Origin of the sequence: Novosphingobium sp. JCM 18896, assembly GCF_025938095.1 — a bacterium.
Classification (GTDB): Bacteria; Pseudomonadota; Alphaproteobacteria; order Sphingomonadales; family Sphingomonadaceae; genus Novosphingobium.
This window is the reverse complement of the sequence record NZ_JAPCZF010000001.1, coordinates 819,183-834,975: the sequence shown is the minus strand read 5'-3', so window position 1 is coordinate 834,975 and position 15,793 is coordinate 819,183. Positions and strand designations below refer to the sequence as shown.

Annotated in this window: 16 protein-coding genes; 7 read left to right on the top strand and 9 right to left on the bottom strand. The window is 66.4% G+C overall.

Going from position 1 to position 15,793, the window contains the following annotated elements; all coding sequences use genetic code 11:
- Window positions 1-31: 31 nt before the first annotated feature.
- Together OLX23_RS04025 and OLX23_RS04020 are read left to right on the top strand one after the other, a co-directional pair.
- Complete coding sequence (locus tag OLX23_RS04025; RefSeq protein ID WP_264443249.1) at window positions 32-694, top strand: YceI family protein; 663 nt, start codon at window positions 32-34, stop codon at window positions 692-694.
- An 8-nt stretch (window positions 695-702) separates the two neighbouring features.
- Window positions 703-1,119, top strand: coding sequence for an I78 family peptidase inhibitor (locus OLX23_RS04020; protein ID WP_264443247.1), 417 nt, complete (start codon window positions 703-705; stop codon window positions 1,117-1,119).
- Here OLX23_RS04020 and OLX23_RS04015 read toward each other — a convergent pair whose 3' ends face one another.
- Both OLX23_RS04015 and OLX23_RS04010 read right to left on the bottom strand, forming a co-directional pair.
- The gene (locus OLX23_RS04015) at window positions 1,120-2,256 is read right to left on the bottom strand and encodes an epoxide hydrolase family protein (protein ID WP_264443246.1); all 1,137 of its coding nucleotides are present in this window, start codon (window positions 2,254-2,256) and stop codon (window positions 1,120-1,122) included. It abuts the gene before it with no gap.
- Window positions 2,257-2,332: 76 nt separating this feature from the next.
- Window positions 2,333-3,409 carry a dihydrodipicolinate reductase gene (locus OLX23_RS04010; protein ID WP_264443245.1) on the bottom strand — a complete coding sequence of 359 codons (1,077 nt, stop codon included), beginning with the start codon at window positions 3,407-3,409 and terminating at the stop codon, window positions 2,333-2,335.
- A 131-nt stretch (window positions 3,410-3,540) separates the two neighbouring features.
- Here OLX23_RS04010 and OLX23_RS04005 point away from each other — a divergent pair, with 131 nt between their 5' ends.
- Complete coding sequence (locus OLX23_RS04005) at window positions 3,541-5,043, top strand: DHA2 family efflux MFS transporter permease subunit (protein ID WP_264443244.1); 1,503 nt, start codon at window positions 3,541-3,543, stop codon at window positions 5,041-5,043.
- Window positions 5,044-5,045: 2 nt separating this feature from the next.
- Here OLX23_RS04005 and OLX23_RS04000 read toward each other — a convergent pair whose 3' ends face one another.
- Window positions 5,046-5,300: a GlsB/YeaQ/YmgE family stress response membrane protein gene (locus OLX23_RS04000; RefSeq protein ID WP_264443243.1), complete on the bottom strand. Its 255-nt coding sequence runs from the start codon at window positions 5,298-5,300 to the stop codon at window positions 5,046-5,048.
- A gap of 245 nt (window positions 5,301-5,545) precedes the next feature.
- On the opposite strand from OLX23_RS04000, the gene leuA reads away from it, so the two are divergent.
- A complete protein-coding gene (leuA, locus tag OLX23_RS03995; protein ID WP_264443242.1) occupies window positions 5,546-7,210 on the top strand; it encodes a 2-isopropylmalate synthase in 1,665 nt (554 codons plus the stop codon).
- 79 nt (window positions 7,211-7,289) lie between these two features.
- Complete coding sequence (locus tag OLX23_RS03990) at window positions 7,290-7,643, top strand: endonuclease domain-containing protein (protein ID WP_264443241.1); 354 nt, start codon at window positions 7,290-7,292, stop codon at window positions 7,641-7,643.
- Window positions 7,644-7,720: 77 nt separating this feature from the next.
- Here the strand turns inward: OLX23_RS03990 and OLX23_RS03985 are convergent, their stop codons facing one another.
- Together OLX23_RS03985 and OLX23_RS03980 are read right to left on the bottom strand one after the other, a co-directional pair.
- Window positions 7,721-8,890 (bottom strand): MaoC family dehydratase N-terminal domain-containing protein, encoded by a 1,170-nt coding sequence (locus OLX23_RS03985; protein ID WP_264443239.1) that lies wholly within the window; start codon window positions 8,888-8,890, stop codon window positions 7,721-7,723.
- 132 nt (window positions 8,891-9,022) lie between these two features.
- The gene (locus OLX23_RS03980) at window positions 9,023-10,186 is read right to left on the bottom strand and encodes a MaoC family dehydratase N-terminal domain-containing protein (RefSeq protein WP_264443238.1); all 1,164 of its coding nucleotides are present in this window, start codon (window positions 10,184-10,186) and stop codon (window positions 9,023-9,025) included.
- 212 nt (window positions 10,187-10,398) lie between these two features.
- On the opposite strand from OLX23_RS03980, the gene OLX23_RS03975 reads away from it, so the two are divergent.
- Both OLX23_RS03975 and OLX23_RS03970 read left to right on the top strand, forming a co-directional pair.
- Window positions 10,399-11,586 (top strand): aminotransferase class I/II-fold pyridoxal phosphate-dependent enzyme, encoded by a 1,188-nt coding sequence (locus OLX23_RS03975; RefSeq protein WP_264443237.1) that lies wholly within the window; start codon window positions 10,399-10,401, stop codon window positions 11,584-11,586.
- A gap of 89 nt (window positions 11,587-11,675) precedes the next feature.
- Window positions 11,676-12,614 (top strand): NAD(P)H-dependent flavin oxidoreductase, encoded by a 939-nt coding sequence (locus tag OLX23_RS03970; protein WP_264443235.1) that lies wholly within the window; start codon window positions 11,676-11,678, stop codon window positions 12,612-12,614.
- On the opposite strand, the gene OLX23_RS03965 is transcribed toward OLX23_RS03970, so the two are convergent.
- From OLX23_RS03965 to OLX23_RS03950, 4 genes are all read right to left on the bottom strand, one after another.
- Window positions 12,575-13,135: an AHH domain-containing protein gene (locus OLX23_RS03965; RefSeq protein ID WP_264443234.1), complete on the bottom strand. Its 561-nt coding sequence runs from the start codon at window positions 13,133-13,135 to the stop codon at window positions 12,575-12,577. The two genes, OLX23_RS03970 and OLX23_RS03965, sit on opposite strands and share 40 nt — an antisense overlap.
- Window positions 13,132-13,872 carry a hypothetical protein gene (locus OLX23_RS03960; RefSeq protein ID WP_264443233.1) on the bottom strand — a complete coding sequence of 247 codons (741 nt, stop codon included), beginning with the start codon at window positions 13,870-13,872 and terminating at the stop codon, window positions 13,132-13,134. Before OLX23_RS03960 ends, OLX23_RS03965 begins: the two co-directional genes overlap by 4 nt.
- A gap of 124 nt (window positions 13,873-13,996) precedes the next feature.
- Window positions 13,997-14,470 (bottom strand): NAD(P)H-dependent oxidoreductase, encoded by a 474-nt coding sequence (locus OLX23_RS03955; protein ID WP_264443232.1) that lies wholly within the window; start codon window positions 14,468-14,470, stop codon window positions 13,997-13,999.
- A gap of 18 nt (window positions 14,471-14,488) precedes the next feature.
- The gene (locus OLX23_RS03950; RefSeq protein ID WP_264443230.1) at window positions 14,489-15,700 is read right to left on the bottom strand and encodes a hypothetical protein; all 1,212 of its coding nucleotides are present in this window, start codon (window positions 15,698-15,700) and stop codon (window positions 14,489-14,491) included.
- Window positions 15,701-15,793: the final 93 nt, after the last annotated feature.

Here is a 15,793-nt window from a genome sequence, read left to right as displayed (position 1 = left end):
GACAGGTGGCCAGCACCGGAGGAGTGCCTGCATGTCCCTGTCCCGCAAGAATCTCGGCCTGATCGCCGCCGCCGCGGCCCTCGCCGTCACCGCCCCGCTCATCGCTCAGCAAGCGCCGAGCAAGCCCGGCGCGCGCGATGCCGCGCGGATCACGGGCGGCAGCTACACGGTCGACAACGAGCACACCTTGGTGCGCTGGAAGGTCGATCACCTCGGCATCACGCCCTATCTCGGTATTTTCGGCCAGATCACCGGTAGCCTGACGCTCGATCCCAAGAACCCCAATGCCGCCAAGGTCGACGTGACGATCCCGGTGGCCAAGGTCACGACCGCCAGCCCCGGCCTCACCGCGCATCTGCTCAAGGCGCCCGCGGCAGCCGGCGGCAAGCCCGACTTCTTCGGCCCCACGCCCGCCGACGCGCGCTTCGTCTCGACCGCGGTCGTCGCCGATGCCGCCGCCGGCACCGCCAAGATTACCGGCAACCTCACGGTCAACGGCGTGACCAAGCCCGTCACGCTCGACGCCAGTTTCTATGGCGCAGCGACGATGCCCAAGGAAATGGGCGGCGGCGAGATGGTCGGCTTCGAGGCTAAGACGACGATCAAGCGCAGCGATTTCGGCGTGAACATGGGCATTCCGCTGGTCTCCGACGAGGTCGATCTCGAGATCGTCGCGGCTTTCGTGAAGAAGTAGGTGGCGTGATGTCCCGCAAGTCCCTTCTCCTGCTGCTGCCGGGTCTCGCCGTGAGCCTGGTGGCCTGTACCCCGGCCGAGCAGCCGGCGCCCACGCCGGTTTCGCCGCCCAAGGCCTCCGAAGCCCCGGCCCCGCCGCCGACCTCGCAGCCGGCTCCACCTTCGGGCAGTCCCGATCCCAAGCCGGGCGCCGGCGATCCGCCGCTGGTGAAGCCCGAGGAGGACGCCTGTGGCGCAGGCAAGCTGACCGACTATCTGAACCGGTTGCCGAGCACCGACGTCGATGCCAGCATCCGCCAGACCGTCGGCCACGATCGCATCCGCACGATCAAGCCCGGCGATGCCGTGACGATGGACTTCCGGCCAGATCGCCTCAACGTCGAGATCGGCGAGGACGGCCGGATCAAGCGGATTCGCTGCGGCTGATTAGCGCATCAGCGCGAAGCACTTGCGCAGTTCGTCGACGAAGAGTTCGGGCTGTTCCCAGGCCGCGAAGTGGCCGCCGCAGTCGAGTTCGTTCCAGTAAACCATGTTCTCGTAGCGCTGCTCCATCCACGAGCGCGGCACCGGCATGATGTCCTTGGGAAAGGCGCTGGCACCGGCGGGCAGCGTGATGCGACCGTCGTTGCCGCCGCCGAAGCTCTCCCAATAGAGCCGCGCGGCCGAGGCGCCGGTGCCGGTCAGCCAGTAGAGCATCACGTTGTCGAGCACGGCATCGCGGCCGAGCACGTCCCAGGCATTCCCGGGATTGTCAGACCAGACCTGCAGCTTCTCGTAGATCCAACCCGCCAGCCCCACGGGCGAGTCGACCAGGCCGTAACCGAGCGTCTGCGGCCGCGTGGCCTGCTGCTTAGCATAGGCCATGTCCCATTCGTTGTAGAAGGCCATCCGCTTGAGCGTGCGGCGATCCTCCTCGGTCGGGTTCTCCTTGGCCGCCTTGGTCCGCCGCGCGATCGGCATGTTGACGTGGATGCCGGCGCAGCCCGCGGGCGCCTGCTCGCCGATCCTGTTGGTGACGAAAGCCCCCCAGTCGCCGCCCTGCGCGACCCAGCGGGCGTAGCCGAGCCGGCGCATCAGTTCGCCCCAGGCCTCGGCGATCTTCTCAATCCCCCAGCCCGTCCGTGTCGGACGCGCCGAGAAGCCATAACCGGGCAGCGATGGCACCACGAGATGGAACGCGTCCTCGGCCTTGCCGCCATGCGCCACGGGATCGGTCAGCGGCCCGATCACGCGCTGGAACTCGATCACCGAACCCGGCCAGCCATGGGTCATGATCAGCGGTGTGGCATCGGGCTCGGGCGAGCGGACGTGGAGGAAGTGAATGTCGAGCCCGTCGATCTCGGTGACGAACTGGCCCAGCGCGTTGAGTCGCGCCTCGCAGGCGCGCCAGTCGTAGTGGTCGCGCCAATAGACAGTCAGTTCCTGGAGCACCGCCAGAGGCGTGCCCTGTGACCAGTCGTCGACGGTTTCCACCTCGGGCCAGCGCGTCATGTCGAGCCGGCGCTGGAGATTGTCGAGCTGGTCCTGCGGGATCGCGAGCGCGAACGGGCGTATCTGGGTCATGCCCCGGATCATGCCCGCCCACCGATCGCGATCAAGCCTCTGCGTCGTCCCGAGCTTGACCCGGGACGACGAAGGATCAGGCCAGCTTGGCTACGACCTGCGGCAGGTCGAGCGTGGTGACGAAGCCGGGCTTCGCCGCGCAGACGTAGGGGATGCAGTTGACCGGGCGGTGCGCGGTCAGGTTCGGGGTGAAGTTCGGATAGTCCTCGTCCGACACCGGATAGCCGATCGTGATGTCGAGCGGCGTGTCGCCCTCGACCAGGACATGCCAGCCTGACTTGCGGAAGTTCCACTCCTCGCCGTCAGTCGTGTCGACGTCGGACGAGATGTACCAGATCGCCTGGAACTCGATCAGCGGCTTGCCCTTGTGCATGCAGGAAACCACGGTCTTGGTCGCGGCGACGGTGCCCGCCTTGGCCGTGCCCGCGGGGATCACCACGTCGTTGCGCGCGATGCCCTGGGCCTGGCGCGCCTGGACGTCGTCGAACGGCATGCCCCAGGCTTCGGCGATCAGGTTCAGCGAGGGGCTGAACGAGTGGATCATATGGTGCATCATGCCTTCGTTGATCCGGCCCGCGGGCTCGCCGAAGCCCATCATCGGGCCGAACAGCATCTCGGGCGAATTGCGCGACGACGTATCGGCGAATTCGGTGATCGTCAGCTTGTCGACGCGGCGCGCGATCGAGGTCAGCACGATCGGCACGGCCTCGCTGATGAAGCCGGGGCTCGAGCCCGTGGCGTGGATCGAGGTACCGCCCTGCTGGCAGGCCGCTTCGATCGCCGTGCGATCGGCCTCGGAAAGCCCGGCCGGGTTCTGGTATTCCATGCGCGTCGAAACGATGTTGATGCCCGCGGCAAGGATGCGGCAGACCTCTTCGACGCGGTTGACGTGCGGCATGTAGAGCACGCAGTCGGGCTTGAGCGCGATCACGTCGTCGAGCGAATTGGTCGCCTTCACACCCACCGGATCGATGCCGCAGAGCGTGCCCGCATCCTGGCCGACCTTGTCGGGATTGCTCACCCATACGCCGACGAGCTCCATGTCGGGGTGCTCGATCACGCGCTGCATCGCGCGGCTGCCGACGTTGCCTGTCGCCCACTGCACGACACGATAAGGGCGCGACCAATCGGCGCGCATGGTCTGGTCCGTCATCGAAAACTCTCCCGTTTCTCCGCGCCCACTTTGCCCAAACGGGAATGCTGTGCAAGTGTTCAGACATTTCGTCGCAAGGAAACTTGCGGCGGCGCCCTCCTCCGCTAAAGCTCCGCCGCGTGAGCGCCAGCATGAACCGTACCCTGATCACGCTGGGCCTCATCCTCTCGGCCTTCATGAGCGCGATGGACACGACCGTCGCCAATATCGCGCTGCCGCACATCCAGGGCTCGATCTCAGCCTCGCCCGAGCAAATCACCTGGGTGATCACCTCCTATTTCATCGCCCAGGCGGTGACGATCCCCGTGAGTGGCTGGCTGGCTGCACGCTTCGGGCTCAAGCCGATGCTGCTGTTTTGCGTTTTCGGCTTCACCGTGACCTCGGTGATGTGCGGCATGGCGATGAACCTGCCCGAGCTGGTGCTGTTCCGCGCGCTCCAGGGCGTGGTCGCGGCGCCGCTGATGCCCGTGGCGCAATCGGTGCTGATCAACATCAACCCGCCCGAACGCCTCGGCCGCGCGACCGCGTTGTTCACCATGGCGGCGGTCGTCGCGCCGGCGATCGGCCCGGTGATCGGTGGCTGGCTGACCGACGAATGGTCGTGGCGCTGGTGCTTCTACATCAACCTGCCCGCCGGCATCCTGTCGATCGGGCTGCTCTACTGGTTCCTGCCGGCCTCGCCACCGGCACCGCGGCCGTTCGACGTGCTGGGTTTCGCCTCGCTGGGCATCGGCGTCTCGGCGCTGCAGCTGCTGCTCGACCGCGGCACGACGCTCGACTGGTTCGACTCGCGCGAGATCTGGATAGAGGCCGCCGTCGCCGCCTGCGCTTTCTGGATCTTCGCGATCCATTCGTTCACGGCCCGCGCGCCGCTGTTCCCGCGCGACCTGCTGCGCGACCGGAATTTCCAGACCAGCGCAATGTTCGGCATGTTCTTCTCGACCTTGACCTTCACCAGCTTCGCGCTGCTGCCGCTGATGATGCAGGGGGTGCTCGGCTATTCGGCGGTCCACGCCGGCATTCTCAGCGCCCCGCGCGGGATGCTGATGCTGGTCATCCTCCAGTTCATGGGCCGGCTCGATCAACTGGTCGACCGCAGAGTTCTGATCGCGATCGGCCTCTCGTTCTTCGTTGCCGCCTTCTACGAGATGTCGCGGTTCGACCTGTCGATGGATGGCAGCCGCATCGTCTGGGCGACGCTGCTTCAGGGCTTCGGCCAAGGCATCCTGTTCGTGCCGCTCTCGACCTTGGGCTTCCTGACGATCGCCCCGAGCCTGCGCGCCGATGCCGCGGCGGCGACCAGCTTCGTGCGCAATGTCGGCGGATCGATCAGCGTCGCGGTGTTCCAGGCGCTGACCGTGACCAACACGCAGACGATGCATGCCTCGCTCGCCGCGCATATCGGCCCCGAAGTGGCAGAGGGCGTCCTGCCCTCCATGCTATCACCCGAGACGACCGCCGGCGCCGTGGCGCTCAACGGCGAGATCGAACGGCAGGCGATGATGGTCGCCTATGTCAACGACTTCTGGCTTTTGACCATCATCGCGCTGCTGTCGATCCCGCTCGTCTTGATGATCCGCGCGCCGAAGAAGCTCGCGCAGGATACGGGACCGCTACCAATCGAGGCGCACTGACCTCAGCGCCAGCTGGCGCGGCGGATCAGGCTGACGACCAGCAGCAGGATCACCGCGCCGACCACCGAAAGCGCGATCGAGGTCACGGTGATGTTGCCGCTGAGGAACGAAGCGCCGCCGCCGAACAACCAGCCCGCGATCAGCGCGCCGACGATGCCGGCCGCCATGTCGAAGATCAGCCCGCCGCCACCGCCGACCAGTGCACTGGCCAGCCAGCCCACGAGAATGCCGACGAGAAGGACGATGAGAATGCCCATGATGTGTCTCCTTTGGCGAAAGAGACGCGCGCCGACGCGATAGGTTCCGCTTCGGGGGCGACCGCCCTTTACATCGGCCAACCCAGTCGCCATAGGCTTGGGGCAATGACGAACCGGCTTGGCCTTACCCTGCGACTTATCCGCCCTTGGGCGTGAGCTGATGCGTCGTATCTGCGGCGCTGGCGGCGCCCAAGGGGACCTGACCAGACCTTAAAGCCGCAAAAATTGCCAAGCGAGATACCGTCATGACCATGCTCAAAGACCCTTCGGTCAAGTACCGTCCGTTCCAGCCCATCAACCTGCCCGACCGCCAGTGGCCGAGCCGCACGATCACCCAGGCGCCGCGCTGGCTGTCCACCGACTTGCGCGACGGCAACCAGGCGCTGATCGACCCGATGGGGGCCGAGAAGAAGAACCGCTTCTTCGACCTGCTGGTGAAGGTCGGTCTCAAGGAGATCGAGGTCGGCTTCCCCGCCGCCGGCGCCACCGAATTCGATTTCATCCGTGGCCTGGTCGATTCGGGCCGCATTCCCGAGGACGTGCTGGTCCAGGTGCTGACCCAGTCGCGCGAGGATCTGATCAAGACCTCGTTCGAGAGCCTGGCCGGCGTCCACGCCGCGATCGTCCACCTCTACAACGCGGTCTCGCCGCTGTGGCGCCAGGTGGTGTTCGGGCTGGAAATGCCGCAGATCAAGGAGATCGCGGTCAACGGAGCCAAGGTCCTGCGCGACCAGGCTGCGCGCTTCCCGCAGACCAAGTGGCACTTCGAGTACAGCCCCGAGACCTTCTCGACCGCCGAGCTCGATTTCAGCCTCGAATGCTGCGAGGCGGTGATGGACGTGCTCCAGCCCACGCCCGAGCACCCGATCATCCTCAACCTGCCGGCGACGGTCGAGGCGGCGACGCCCAACATCTACGCCGACCAGATCGAGTACTTCTGCCGCAACCTGCCGAACCGTGAGAGCGCGGTGATCAGCCTGCACACGCACAACGATCGCGGCACCGGCGTCGCCGCGGCCGAGCTCGGCTTGATGGCCGGCGCCGATCGCGTCGAGGGCTGCCTGTTCGGCAACGGCGAGCGCACGGGCAACTGCTGCCTGGTGACCGTCGGGCTCAACCTCTACACGCAGGGCGTCGACCCCGGCCTTGACTTCTCGGATATCGACGAGGTCATCCAGACGGTCGAATACTGCAACCAGCTCAAGGTCGCCGAGCGCCATCCCTATGGCGGCGAACTGGTCTTCACCGCCTTCTCGGGCAGCCATCAGGATGCGATCAAGAAGGGCTTCGCCGCGCAGGAAACGCGCAACGACCAGCTCTGGGCCGTGCCCTATCTGCCGATCGATCCCGCCGACCTCGGCCGCTCCTACGAGGCGGTGATCCGCGTCAACTCGCAGTCGGGCAAGGGCGGCTTCGCCTGGGTGCTCGAGCAGGACCAGGGCCTCAAGCTGCCCAAGCGGATGCAAGCGCACTTCTCGAAGCACGTTCAGGAGCTCGCCGACGAGCTCGGCCGCGAGTTGCAGGCGGGCGACATCTGGGACGTGTTCCAGCGGACCTACAAGCAGGGCGGCGGCCGTTTCGAATTGCAGGACTACGAAGAGACCAAGGCAGCCGACGGCAGCCGCGTCTTCGCCGGCAAGATCGCCGTTGATGGCCAGGTCCAGTCGGTCTCCGGCCGCGGCAACGGCCTGCTCTCGTCGGTCGTCGCAACGATCGAGGACGCCTTCGGCGTGAAGCTCGAAATCCGCGACTATTCGGAACACGCAATGGGCAAGGGTTCGGACGCGCAGGCGGCCGCCTATGTCGAATGCCTGGCTGCCGACGGCCGCACGATCTGGGGTGTCGGCGTCGACGAGGACGTCGCCACGGCCGGCGTGCGTGCGGTGCTCAGCGCAGCCAACGCGGTATAGCTGCGCCTCTTAAATCCTCCCCATTTTTGCGTTAGCACAAATGGGGAGGTGGCACCCGCGCAGCGGGTGACGGAGGGGCATGCCACGCAAGCGGCAACAGCGTAACGTAGCGAAGGCGCGCAAGCTGCGCGAAGAACTGTCTCTGCCCGAAGTGCTGCTCTGGCGTCTGCTGCGTAAGGAACCGGAAGGGGTAAAGCTGCGGAGACAGCATCCGCTTGGTCCCTACGTGCTAGATTTCTACTGCGCTGAGCGAAAGATTGCCTTCGAAATCGACGGTTTCGCACACGATACGGGTGATAGGCCTTCGCGTGACGGGCGACGGGACCTCTGGCTCAGCGAGCAGGGTATCGAGGTCGTGCGCATACCGGCACTCGAAGTGCTACGGTCGGCAGAGGATATTGCTGAAGCCATCGTGCGATATTGTCAGCGCTGAAACCCCTCCACCACCGGCTTCGCCGGCGGTCCCCCTCCCCGTTTGTGCTTCGCAAAAACGGGGAGGATTTCGAGACGTCAGCCCTTCTTGGGCAGCACGATCTCGGCCAGGCCGGTGCACATGGTCACGCCCTTCTGACTCTTCATCAGGTGCTTGACCTGGATCAGGTGGCGGCCTTCCTCGTCGACCATCTTGTCGACGACTTCGGCGGTCTGGATCGTGACATCGCCCGACAGCGCCGGACCACGATAGTTGGCGGTCGAGTGGAACACCCAGCCATGCTCGCCGGCCCAGCCCGCGAGATAGTCGGTCACCCAGGCGCCCATCGAGGCGCCATAGCCATAGGCGCGCGGCATGCCGATCTTGCGGGCATATTTGGGGAACAGGTGGCCGCGCGAGGCACCGATATAGGCGCCGTCGGTCAGCTCGGGATTGATCCGCTCCATGATCGGATCGTTCTCGTGCCCGGCCATCTCCTTGGTGAAGCCGAAGTCCTCGAGATTGATCTCGCGGCGATCGAGCGTGCCCCAGACCGAGAACAGGTACGAGCGCCACTCGGTGGTGAAGCTGGCGACCGTGTGCGGACCGAATACGCGCTCGGGAAGCTGATCGCCGACGTTGACGTCGTCCCACCAGCGCTCGCCGTGGCCGAGGTCGTGCATCATCTGGATCCAGGTCATCTTGCGCTCTTCGAGCGCATCGAGTTCCTCGTCGGTCCAGTTGGGCTCTTCGAAATCGTCCTTGTTGACCGTCGCGCCGCCGGCGGCCGCCGAATAGCGCAGCGCGGTCGAGCGCTGCTTGGCGATCAGTTCGCCGTTCTGGTTGCGATAGAAGTTGTCGCCGCGCTGGAAGCAGGTCGGGCCGAATCCGGTGTTCTTGATCGTGTAGTCGAACGGGATGCGCTCGTTGCTGATCGTGTCGCCGCCGAACACGCGCGGGCCATAGTGCCAGAACTCGTCACCGGCGAAGAGCAGGTGCGATTCGGGAATCTTGCCCACGCAGGACGGGGCCGTGCCGTGGCCGTCGTCCATGACGATCGGGAACGACTGCGGCGCCACCAGCTTGCCCCACTGGCTTTCGGCGGCATAGGCGCGGTCGAAGTGCAGCAGGTTCGGATAGTGCATGGCCTGAACCCAACGGCGGATGTCGTTGTTGCCCAGCGGTTCGCGCAGCGGCGAGCTTTCGATCACCTTGCCGAGATACTGGTCGATGTCCGAGCAATCGAGCGTGGGTGCTTCGGTGGCCATGGGAGAAGTCCTTCTAGGTTCGAAATCCGCAATCGGAAGGAGCCGGAGCCCCGTGGCAATCCAGGGCGCTCCGCACGACCGCCCCGGATTGCTCCACTCCGCGTGCGATCGCGGAGCGGGAAAGGTGAGAGCTCAGCCCGGCTTCTTGGGCAGCACGACCTCGGCCGAGCCGGTCGCCATGATGACGCCCTTGTGGTTGGCCATCTTGTGCTTCACGTGCACGAGATGGCGGCCTTCCTCGTCGACCGACTTGTCGACGACTTCGGCGGTCTGCACCGTGAGGTCGCCGGTCAGCGCCGGGCCGCGGTAGTTTGAGATGGCGTGGATCACCCAGCCATGCTCGCCGGCCCAGCCCGCGAGATAGTCGATGCCCCAGGCCCCCATCGAGGCACCATAGCCGTAGCCGCGCGGCATGCCGATGCGGCGCGCCCAGCCCGGGAACAGGTGGCCGCGCGACGGGCCGTAATAGGCGCCGTCGGTCTGGAACGGATCGCTGATCATGTAGTCGGGATCGTTCTCCCAGATGCCCATCGCCGGATCGAAGCCAACCCCGGCGAGATCCTGCTTGCGCAGGTTCATCGTGCCCCAGTTGTTGACGTAGTAGGCGCGCCACTCGGTAGCGAAGCTGGCGATCGAGTGCGGGCCGAAGACCCGCTCGGGCAGCGCGTCGCCCACCTGCACGTCATCCCACCAGCGCTCCTTGTGGCCCAGGTCGCGCATCATGTTGCCCCAGGCGGCGCGGCGCTTGATGATGTCCTGCTCTTCCTCGTCGGTCCAGACGGTCTCCTCGAAGTCGTCGGTGTTGACCGTCTCGCTGCCCGCGTCCTTGTTGTAGCGGATCGCGGTGGAGCGCTGCTTGAGGATCAGCTCGCCGTCCTGGTTGGTGAAATTGTTGTCGCCGCGCTGGAAGCAGGTCGGGCCGGCGAACTTGGTTTCCTTGACCACGTAGTCGAAGGGAATGCGCTCGTTGGCGATGATGTCGCCGGGAACCACGCGCTTGCCGGTGAACCAGTGCTCGTCGCCGCCGAACAGCAGGTGCGAATCGGGGATGTTGCCGACGCAGGCCGGCGCGGCGCCGTGGCCGTCATCGGTGGCGATGCAGAAGGACTGCGGCGCGACGATCTTGCCCCAGCGGCTCGCGGCGGCGAAATCGGGATCATAGTGCAGCAGGTTCGGATAGTGCATCGCGTGAACCCAGCGACGAATGTCGTTGGTCGCGATCGGTTCGCGCAGCGACGAGGAGGCGACCGGTTTGCCGAGGTACTGGTCGATGTCCGAAGTGTCGAGCGTGGCCATGAATGTCTCTCCCGAATGTATACGACGACGCGCTCTTCAGCGAGAGTCACGATGATTCTCGCCTTCGGACAAGGCGGCGCGGAAGGCAACACCCTTGTTGATTAATCCATCGCCGCGCGACCGGACGGGCCGTGCAATACGCCAAGAGCGGTATTGGCCGTACTTCGCCAAGGCAATGATATGATCCCGGCACCGGCGGATGGAGATAGTCGATGAAGACCGACCCGATTGGATCGCAGACGCATGGATCGCAGATCCGGGCCGGCGACATCTCGCTCTCCCGCCGGGCGATCATGCGCGGCACCGGCGCTGCGGTCGCCCTGCCCCTGCTGGCCCAGGCCGCGCCGCTTCTCGCCCAGCGCAGCGCCGCACGCCCGGTGCCCGAGGATCCCGCGGCGATGATCGCCAGCCTGACCGACGGCGTCTACATCAACTCGAACGAGAGCCCGCTCGGCCCCTGCCCCGCTGCGCGTCAGGCCCTCGCCGGGATCGAGCGGCTCGGCGGACGCTACGGCATGGCCTTCGCCAACCGCCTCGCCGACGTCTTCGCGCGCCAGAACGGCCTCGCGCACGAGAACGTCGTCGTCCATCCCGGTTCCTACGCCCCGCTCTGCGCCGCCGGGCTTGCCTTCTCGAGCAAGGCTCGGCCGATCGCCTATTTCGAGCCGACCTTCGATTCCGGCTTCATGGGCGCGGGCGGCAAGCCCGTGACCCGCACGGTCACGCTTCCCCTAGGCGGCGATTTCCAGATGGACATGCGCAAGCTGCTTGCCGCCGCGCCCGATGCCGGGCTCTACTACGTTTGCAATCCTAACAATCCGACGGGCCTGGTCACCCCGCGCGAGCAGATCGAGTGGCTGCTGGCCAACAAGCCCGCGGGCTCGGTCGTGCTCGTCGACGAGGCCTATATCCACTACAGCGAGGCCCAGTCGTGCCTCGATCTCGTCGCCAAGGGCCAGGACGTTGTCGTGCTGCGGACCTTCTCGAAGATCTACGGTCTCGCCGGCCTGCGTGTGGGCGTCGTCGCCGCGCGCAAGGACCTGCTCGATCGGCTCGCCGACTATGGGATCAACGTCACGCCGATGCCCGCGGTCATCGCCGCCGAGGCCAGCCTGCTGACGCCGGACCTGGTGCCCGAACGCAAGGCCTACAACACCGCCGTGCGCAACGACCTGTTCGCTTGGCTGCATGCGCGCGGCACGCGCTACCTTCCTTCGCAGACCAGCTTCGTGATGATCGAGGTCGGCCGTCCGGGCGGCGAGATCGCCACCAAGCTTGCCGCGGATCGCGTGTTCATATCGGGTGCGCGCAAGCACATGGACAATTGGGTGCGCATCTCGATGGGCACACCGGCCGAGATGAAACTGTTCAAGGCAGCCTTCGCGAAAGCCCTCGCCTGACCTCATGCCCAACCTGTTTCCTGGCCTCTCGACAGGCCCGAATACTGCGCTTATGGCGGATTTAATCGCTCGATTAAAACGGATCCGCCATGTCCCTGCCCGCCCTGTTCGGTAAGCTCCGCCTGCCCGTCATCGCTTCGCCGATGTTCATCGTCTCGGGCCCCGAACTGGTGATCGCCCAGTGCCAGGCGGGCGTGCTCGGCAGCTTCCCGGCGCTCAACGCCCGGCCGGCGGCGCAGCTCGACGAATGGCTCGGCCAGATCACCGATGCCATCGGTGACGCGCCCTATGCGGTGAACCTGATCGTCCACAAGACCAACAACCGGCTCGAGGAAGACCTGGCGATCTGCGCCAAGTGGAAGGTGCCCGTGATCATCACCTCGCTCGGTGCGCGCGAGGACGTCAACGCAGCGGTCCATGGCTGGGGCGGCGTGGTCCTTCACGACGTGATCGACAACGCCTTCGCCAAAAAGGCGATCGAGAAGGGGGCCGACGGCCTGATCGCGGTCGCCGCCGGCGCCGGCGGCCATGCCGGCGCGCAATCGCCCTTCGCCCTGGTCCAGGAAATTCGCGAGTGGTTCGACGGGCCGCTGGTGCTGTCGGGTGCGATCGCCCACGGCCGCTCGATCCTCGCTGCCCAGGCCGCCGGTGCCGACCTCGCCTATATCGGCAGCCCCTGGATCGCCACGACCGAAGCCAATGCGCCCGATGGCTACAAGCAGGCGATCGTCGACGCCCAGGCCTCCGACATCGTCTACAGCAACCTCTTCACCGGCGTGCACGGCAACTACCTGCGCGCCTCGATCGTCGCGGCGGGGCTCGATCCCGACAACCTGCCCGAGAGCGACCCGACCAAGATGGACTTCGGCTCGGGTGGCACCACCGCGGCCAAGGCCTGGAAGGACATCTGGGGCTCGGGCCAGGGCGTCGGCGCGGTCAAGGTGGTCGAGAGCGTCGCGGCACGCGTCGACCGGCTCGAAACTGAATATCAGGACGCCAAGGCCGCGCTCGCCACACGGCTCGGCTGAAAGCTCGACACCCAGAGCATCTCGGCCATCGCGTCGAGTTCCGAGAAATCGCCGTTCGAGCCGAACGGATCGCGGCGATTGAGCGCAAAGGTCTTGCGCCCGCCCTGGAGGAGCCGTCGACGCAGCGCTCGCTGCACCAGGCCGAGCCGCATCAGCGCCTGTTCGTTCGCCCGTTCGAGCCCATGCCCACATCGTTCGCGTGACCAACTGGCCTCGATCGTTCCCACGCGCTCGATCACCATCCTGCTGTAGCGATGGTGCGGCCCGCGGTGGAGCGGCATGGCCATGCGCAGGACCGCGGCGTCGCAACAAGGCAGCAGCATGCCGTTGGCGCGAAAGTCGTCGAAGCCGACGCGCGCGGGGCCGATCGCCTCGAACATCCTTCCGAAACAGCGCTGCGACAGCAATTGGCGGGGCAGCAGGTGATGCCGCTGCAGTCCGGGATCGTGATCGGCGCTGCCGCTGCGATTGACGGCATCGAAACGCAGACGGCACCGAAGGGCCGGCTGCGCCTGGTTCACGCCGACCTCGTGACCCTGACGCGGCGGCCGTCCGCCGAAGGCTCGGCCAGCAGCAGCTCTCCATTTGCTCCGGTGAAGGTCTCGGCCTTCTGCAAGGGGCCATGCGACACCAGTCTGTCGATGATCCGTCCGGCGATCTTGAGCGTATCGGGTCCGGTTTCGCTGCCGCGCTGGTCGATGTGCAGTTCCTGGCCGATGAAGAAGTCGAGGCCGGCGCTCTGTACGCCGCCGTCCTTGTCCGGCAGCAGGGCGGTCAGGCCGAGCGCGGGGAACGGTCCGCCCGACAGCCAACTGAACATGAGGCGGGTGAAATACTTGGGATCCATCCAGGCGCCCGCGGGGTTCCAGCACACCGCGGTCACCGGCAGTTCCATTGCCAGGCCGGCGGCGAGCCGCGTCAAGGTGCGGACCACGGGCATCAGCGCGCCGCCGCTGGCGATGTGCGGGCCGGGAAGCAGTGCGATAGCTTCCAGTTCGGCGCTGCCGGGATCCTCGCTTAGGCCATAGGCATGACTGGCGATCGGCAGATGCGCGGCGGCACCGGGGGCGAGACCGCGAAGATCGAAGGTAAGGCCGCTGGCCAGGAGTTCGAGCCAGCCATGGTCGTCCGCCGGCCTATGGCTGATCCGCGCCATCTGACCGCCGGCAGCCGGGACTTCGAGCAGGGCCGCAATATCGCTGGCGGTCGGACGAGATCCCGCCGCGAAGAGCAATGAAATGCCGGCTTTGCCCTGCATTGCTTGACCTGCCCTCCGCCTGCTGCGCGCCCACGGCACGATCGATCCAGATCGGTTGTGACACCTTTTGCCGGGGCGCGTCGAGTCTTCGTGGCCCGGGATAGGATCATCCCGGATGCATAACCTAGAACAGTCCCAGGTCTAAACCTTCGGCCAGCGCCGCGCCGAGCTCGCGACACCGCGCGAGATCGTCCGGCGTGACGGTTTTCGGCGCGATGATTGCCTCGGGTGTCTGCGCGCCCAGATTGACGATCAACGACTCCGCGACGCGGCGCAGCCGCCAGCCCGTAACGATCCGATCGATCTGCGCTTCGGCCCCCTGTCCTGCCGAACCCGCGGCGATCGCGGTGGCATAGGCGCGGCCTTCGATCCGGCCCAGCAGCGGGTAGTAGGCCCGGTCGAACATCTCTTTCATCGCGCCCGAGAGACTGCCGAGGTTCTCGGGCGCGATGAAGAGATAGCCGGCTGCCGCCAGCAACCGCTCCGGGGTGGCCTCGTCCGCTGTCAGCAGCAGGCCGCGTTCGCCTGCCCCCTCGCCCGCAGCCCGCGCCATCGCCTCGGCCGCGCCGGTGCGGCTATGCCAGACTATCGCCAGCATGGACGCCGGCACAGCGCCTCAGCAGCCGCCCCCGCCGCCGAGCGCTCCGCCGAGCATGCCGCCGAGGCCGCCACGACGGCGGCAGTTCTGGCCGCCGGAACCCGAACTGCGGCCATCGTCCTCGGACTGTGCGCCCATGCCCGAGGGCATGCCGGGCATCTGCATCCAGCTCGTCATCGAACGATGGCGGATGCGCGCGGTCCATTCGAGGCGCCACGGGCCGGTCGCCGGACGCGGGGGATAGGAGAAGTTCTCCTCCGGTCCGAACCCGGTCAGAGTGCCCACGCGGAAATCGCCGGCATCGCGGATGACTTCGGCTGGAACGGTACAGGTTGTCGCGGTCGGCGCCAGCAAGGTCCGGTCGCGCACCAGCGGCGCGACCTGGCCGGGCGACAGCCAGTCGCTCAGGCCGCCGCCGAACTGGCGCGTGGCGCTGCTCGTCCACATGACCATGTCGCCCATCTCGCCATTGCCCGTCTGCTTGCCGCCGAACAGCCCGACCAGATAGCCTGTCGCGTCCGGAATACCGGTCCACCGCACCATCGAAGCACCGCTGGGCATCGAGCTGGTGTTGACGCGCAGCGCCGCCATGAAGTCCTTGGTCAGCGTGAAGTTCATCTCGGGCGCATAGTTGCTCGCCACGCGATGCGGCCCCGGCAGCGCCGTATCGGGCTTCACGTACTTGCCGTCCTCCGACGGCCAGCGCCCGAAGGTGCGACTGTTCTGCAGGTTCGGCCCCCAGTCGCGGATGATCGTCGAGGTCCACAACCCCGGCGGCACCTGGCCGGCCGCGAGACGAGCGAAGTCGATCACCACGGGCTGTCCCTTGGGCGCATGCTCGCCGCAGCCCCAATAGATCAGCAGGCGACCCTTGGGTTTCTGCGGCAATACGTCTTCGCCGCGTTCCTCGCGCGGTGTGGTCAGCGCGACCGACTTGCCGAGCTTGGCCGCGGCGGGTGGAAAGTGATCGGCCTTAGGCGCTCCCTTGGCCGACGCCTGGGAGGAGCCGAGGCGCAGGTAGAGTTCGTGCTGGACGTTGTTGCTGCGGCCGCCGCCGAACATCATGCTCATCGCCCCGCCCATACCGCCGGGCATGCCCGAGATCGTGCCGGCGCGCATGTCGTAGCGTGCCACCGGCCCACTTGCCGGGCCCGGCTGCGCGATCAGCGGAAGCGCCACCGCAGTTGCTCCCGCGGCGAACAGGCCGCCCCATACGACTCGTGAAACCATCCGCTGATCCTCCCTGTGAGACGTGCGATCATATCGCGTCTTACGCGCGAGAGAATTCCCATACTTGGTGATATTTCGCACGCGCCAGCCTTC

Coding starts and splice junctions, on each gene's coding strand:
- OLX23_RS03950 (WP_264443230.1), bottom strand. CDS start 15,700: ATGGTTTCACGAGTCGTATGGGGCGGCCTGTTCGCCGCGGGAGCAACT.
- OLX23_RS04015 (WP_264443246.1), bottom strand. CDS start 2,256: ATGACCCAGATACGCCCGTTCGCGCTCGCGATCCCGCAGGACCAGCTC.
- OLX23_RS03955 (WP_264443232.1), bottom strand. CDS start 14,470: ATGCTGGCGATAGTCTGGCATAGCCGCACCGGCGCGGCCGAGGCGATG.
- OLX23_RS04020 (WP_264443247.1), top strand. CDS start 703: ATGTCCCGCAAGTCCCTTCTCCTGCTGCTGCCGGGTCTCGCCGTGAGC.
- OLX23_RS03960 (WP_264443233.1), bottom strand. CDS start 13,872: ATGCAGGGCAAAGCCGGCATTTCATTGCTCTTCGCGGCGGGATCTCGT.
- OLX23_RS04005 (WP_264443244.1), top strand. CDS start 3,541: ATGAACCGTACCCTGATCACGCTGGGCCTCATCCTCTCGGCCTTCATG.
- OLX23_RS03975 (WP_264443237.1), top strand. CDS start 10,399: ATGAAGACCGACCCGATTGGATCGCAGACGCATGGATCGCAGATCCGG.
- OLX23_RS03970 (WP_264443235.1), top strand. CDS start 11,676: ATGTCCCTGCCCGCCCTGTTCGGTAAGCTCCGCCTGCCCGTCATCGCT.
- OLX23_RS03985 (WP_264443239.1), bottom strand. CDS start 8,890: ATGGCCACCGAAGCACCCACGCTCGATTGCTCGGACATCGACCAGTAT.
- OLX23_RS04025 (WP_264443249.1), top strand. CDS start 32: ATGTCCCTGTCCCGCAAGAATCTCGGCCTGATCGCCGCCGCCGCGGCC.
- OLX23_RS04000 (WP_264443243.1), bottom strand. CDS start 5,300: ATGGGCATTCTCATCGTCCTTCTCGTCGGCATTCTCGTGGGCTGGCTG.
- OLX23_RS03990 (WP_264443241.1), top strand. CDS start 7,290: ATGCCACGCAAGCGGCAACAGCGTAACGTAGCGAAGGCGCGCAAGCTG.
- leuA (WP_264443242.1), top strand. CDS start 5,546: ATGACCATGCTCAAAGACCCTTCGGTCAAGTACCGTCCGTTCCAGCCC.
- OLX23_RS03980 (WP_264443238.1), bottom strand. CDS start 10,186: ATGGCCACGCTCGACACTTCGGACATCGACCAGTACCTCGGCAAACCG.
- OLX23_RS04010 (WP_264443245.1), bottom strand. CDS start 3,409: ATGACGGACCAGACCATGCGCGCCGATTGGTCGCGCCCTTATCGTGTC.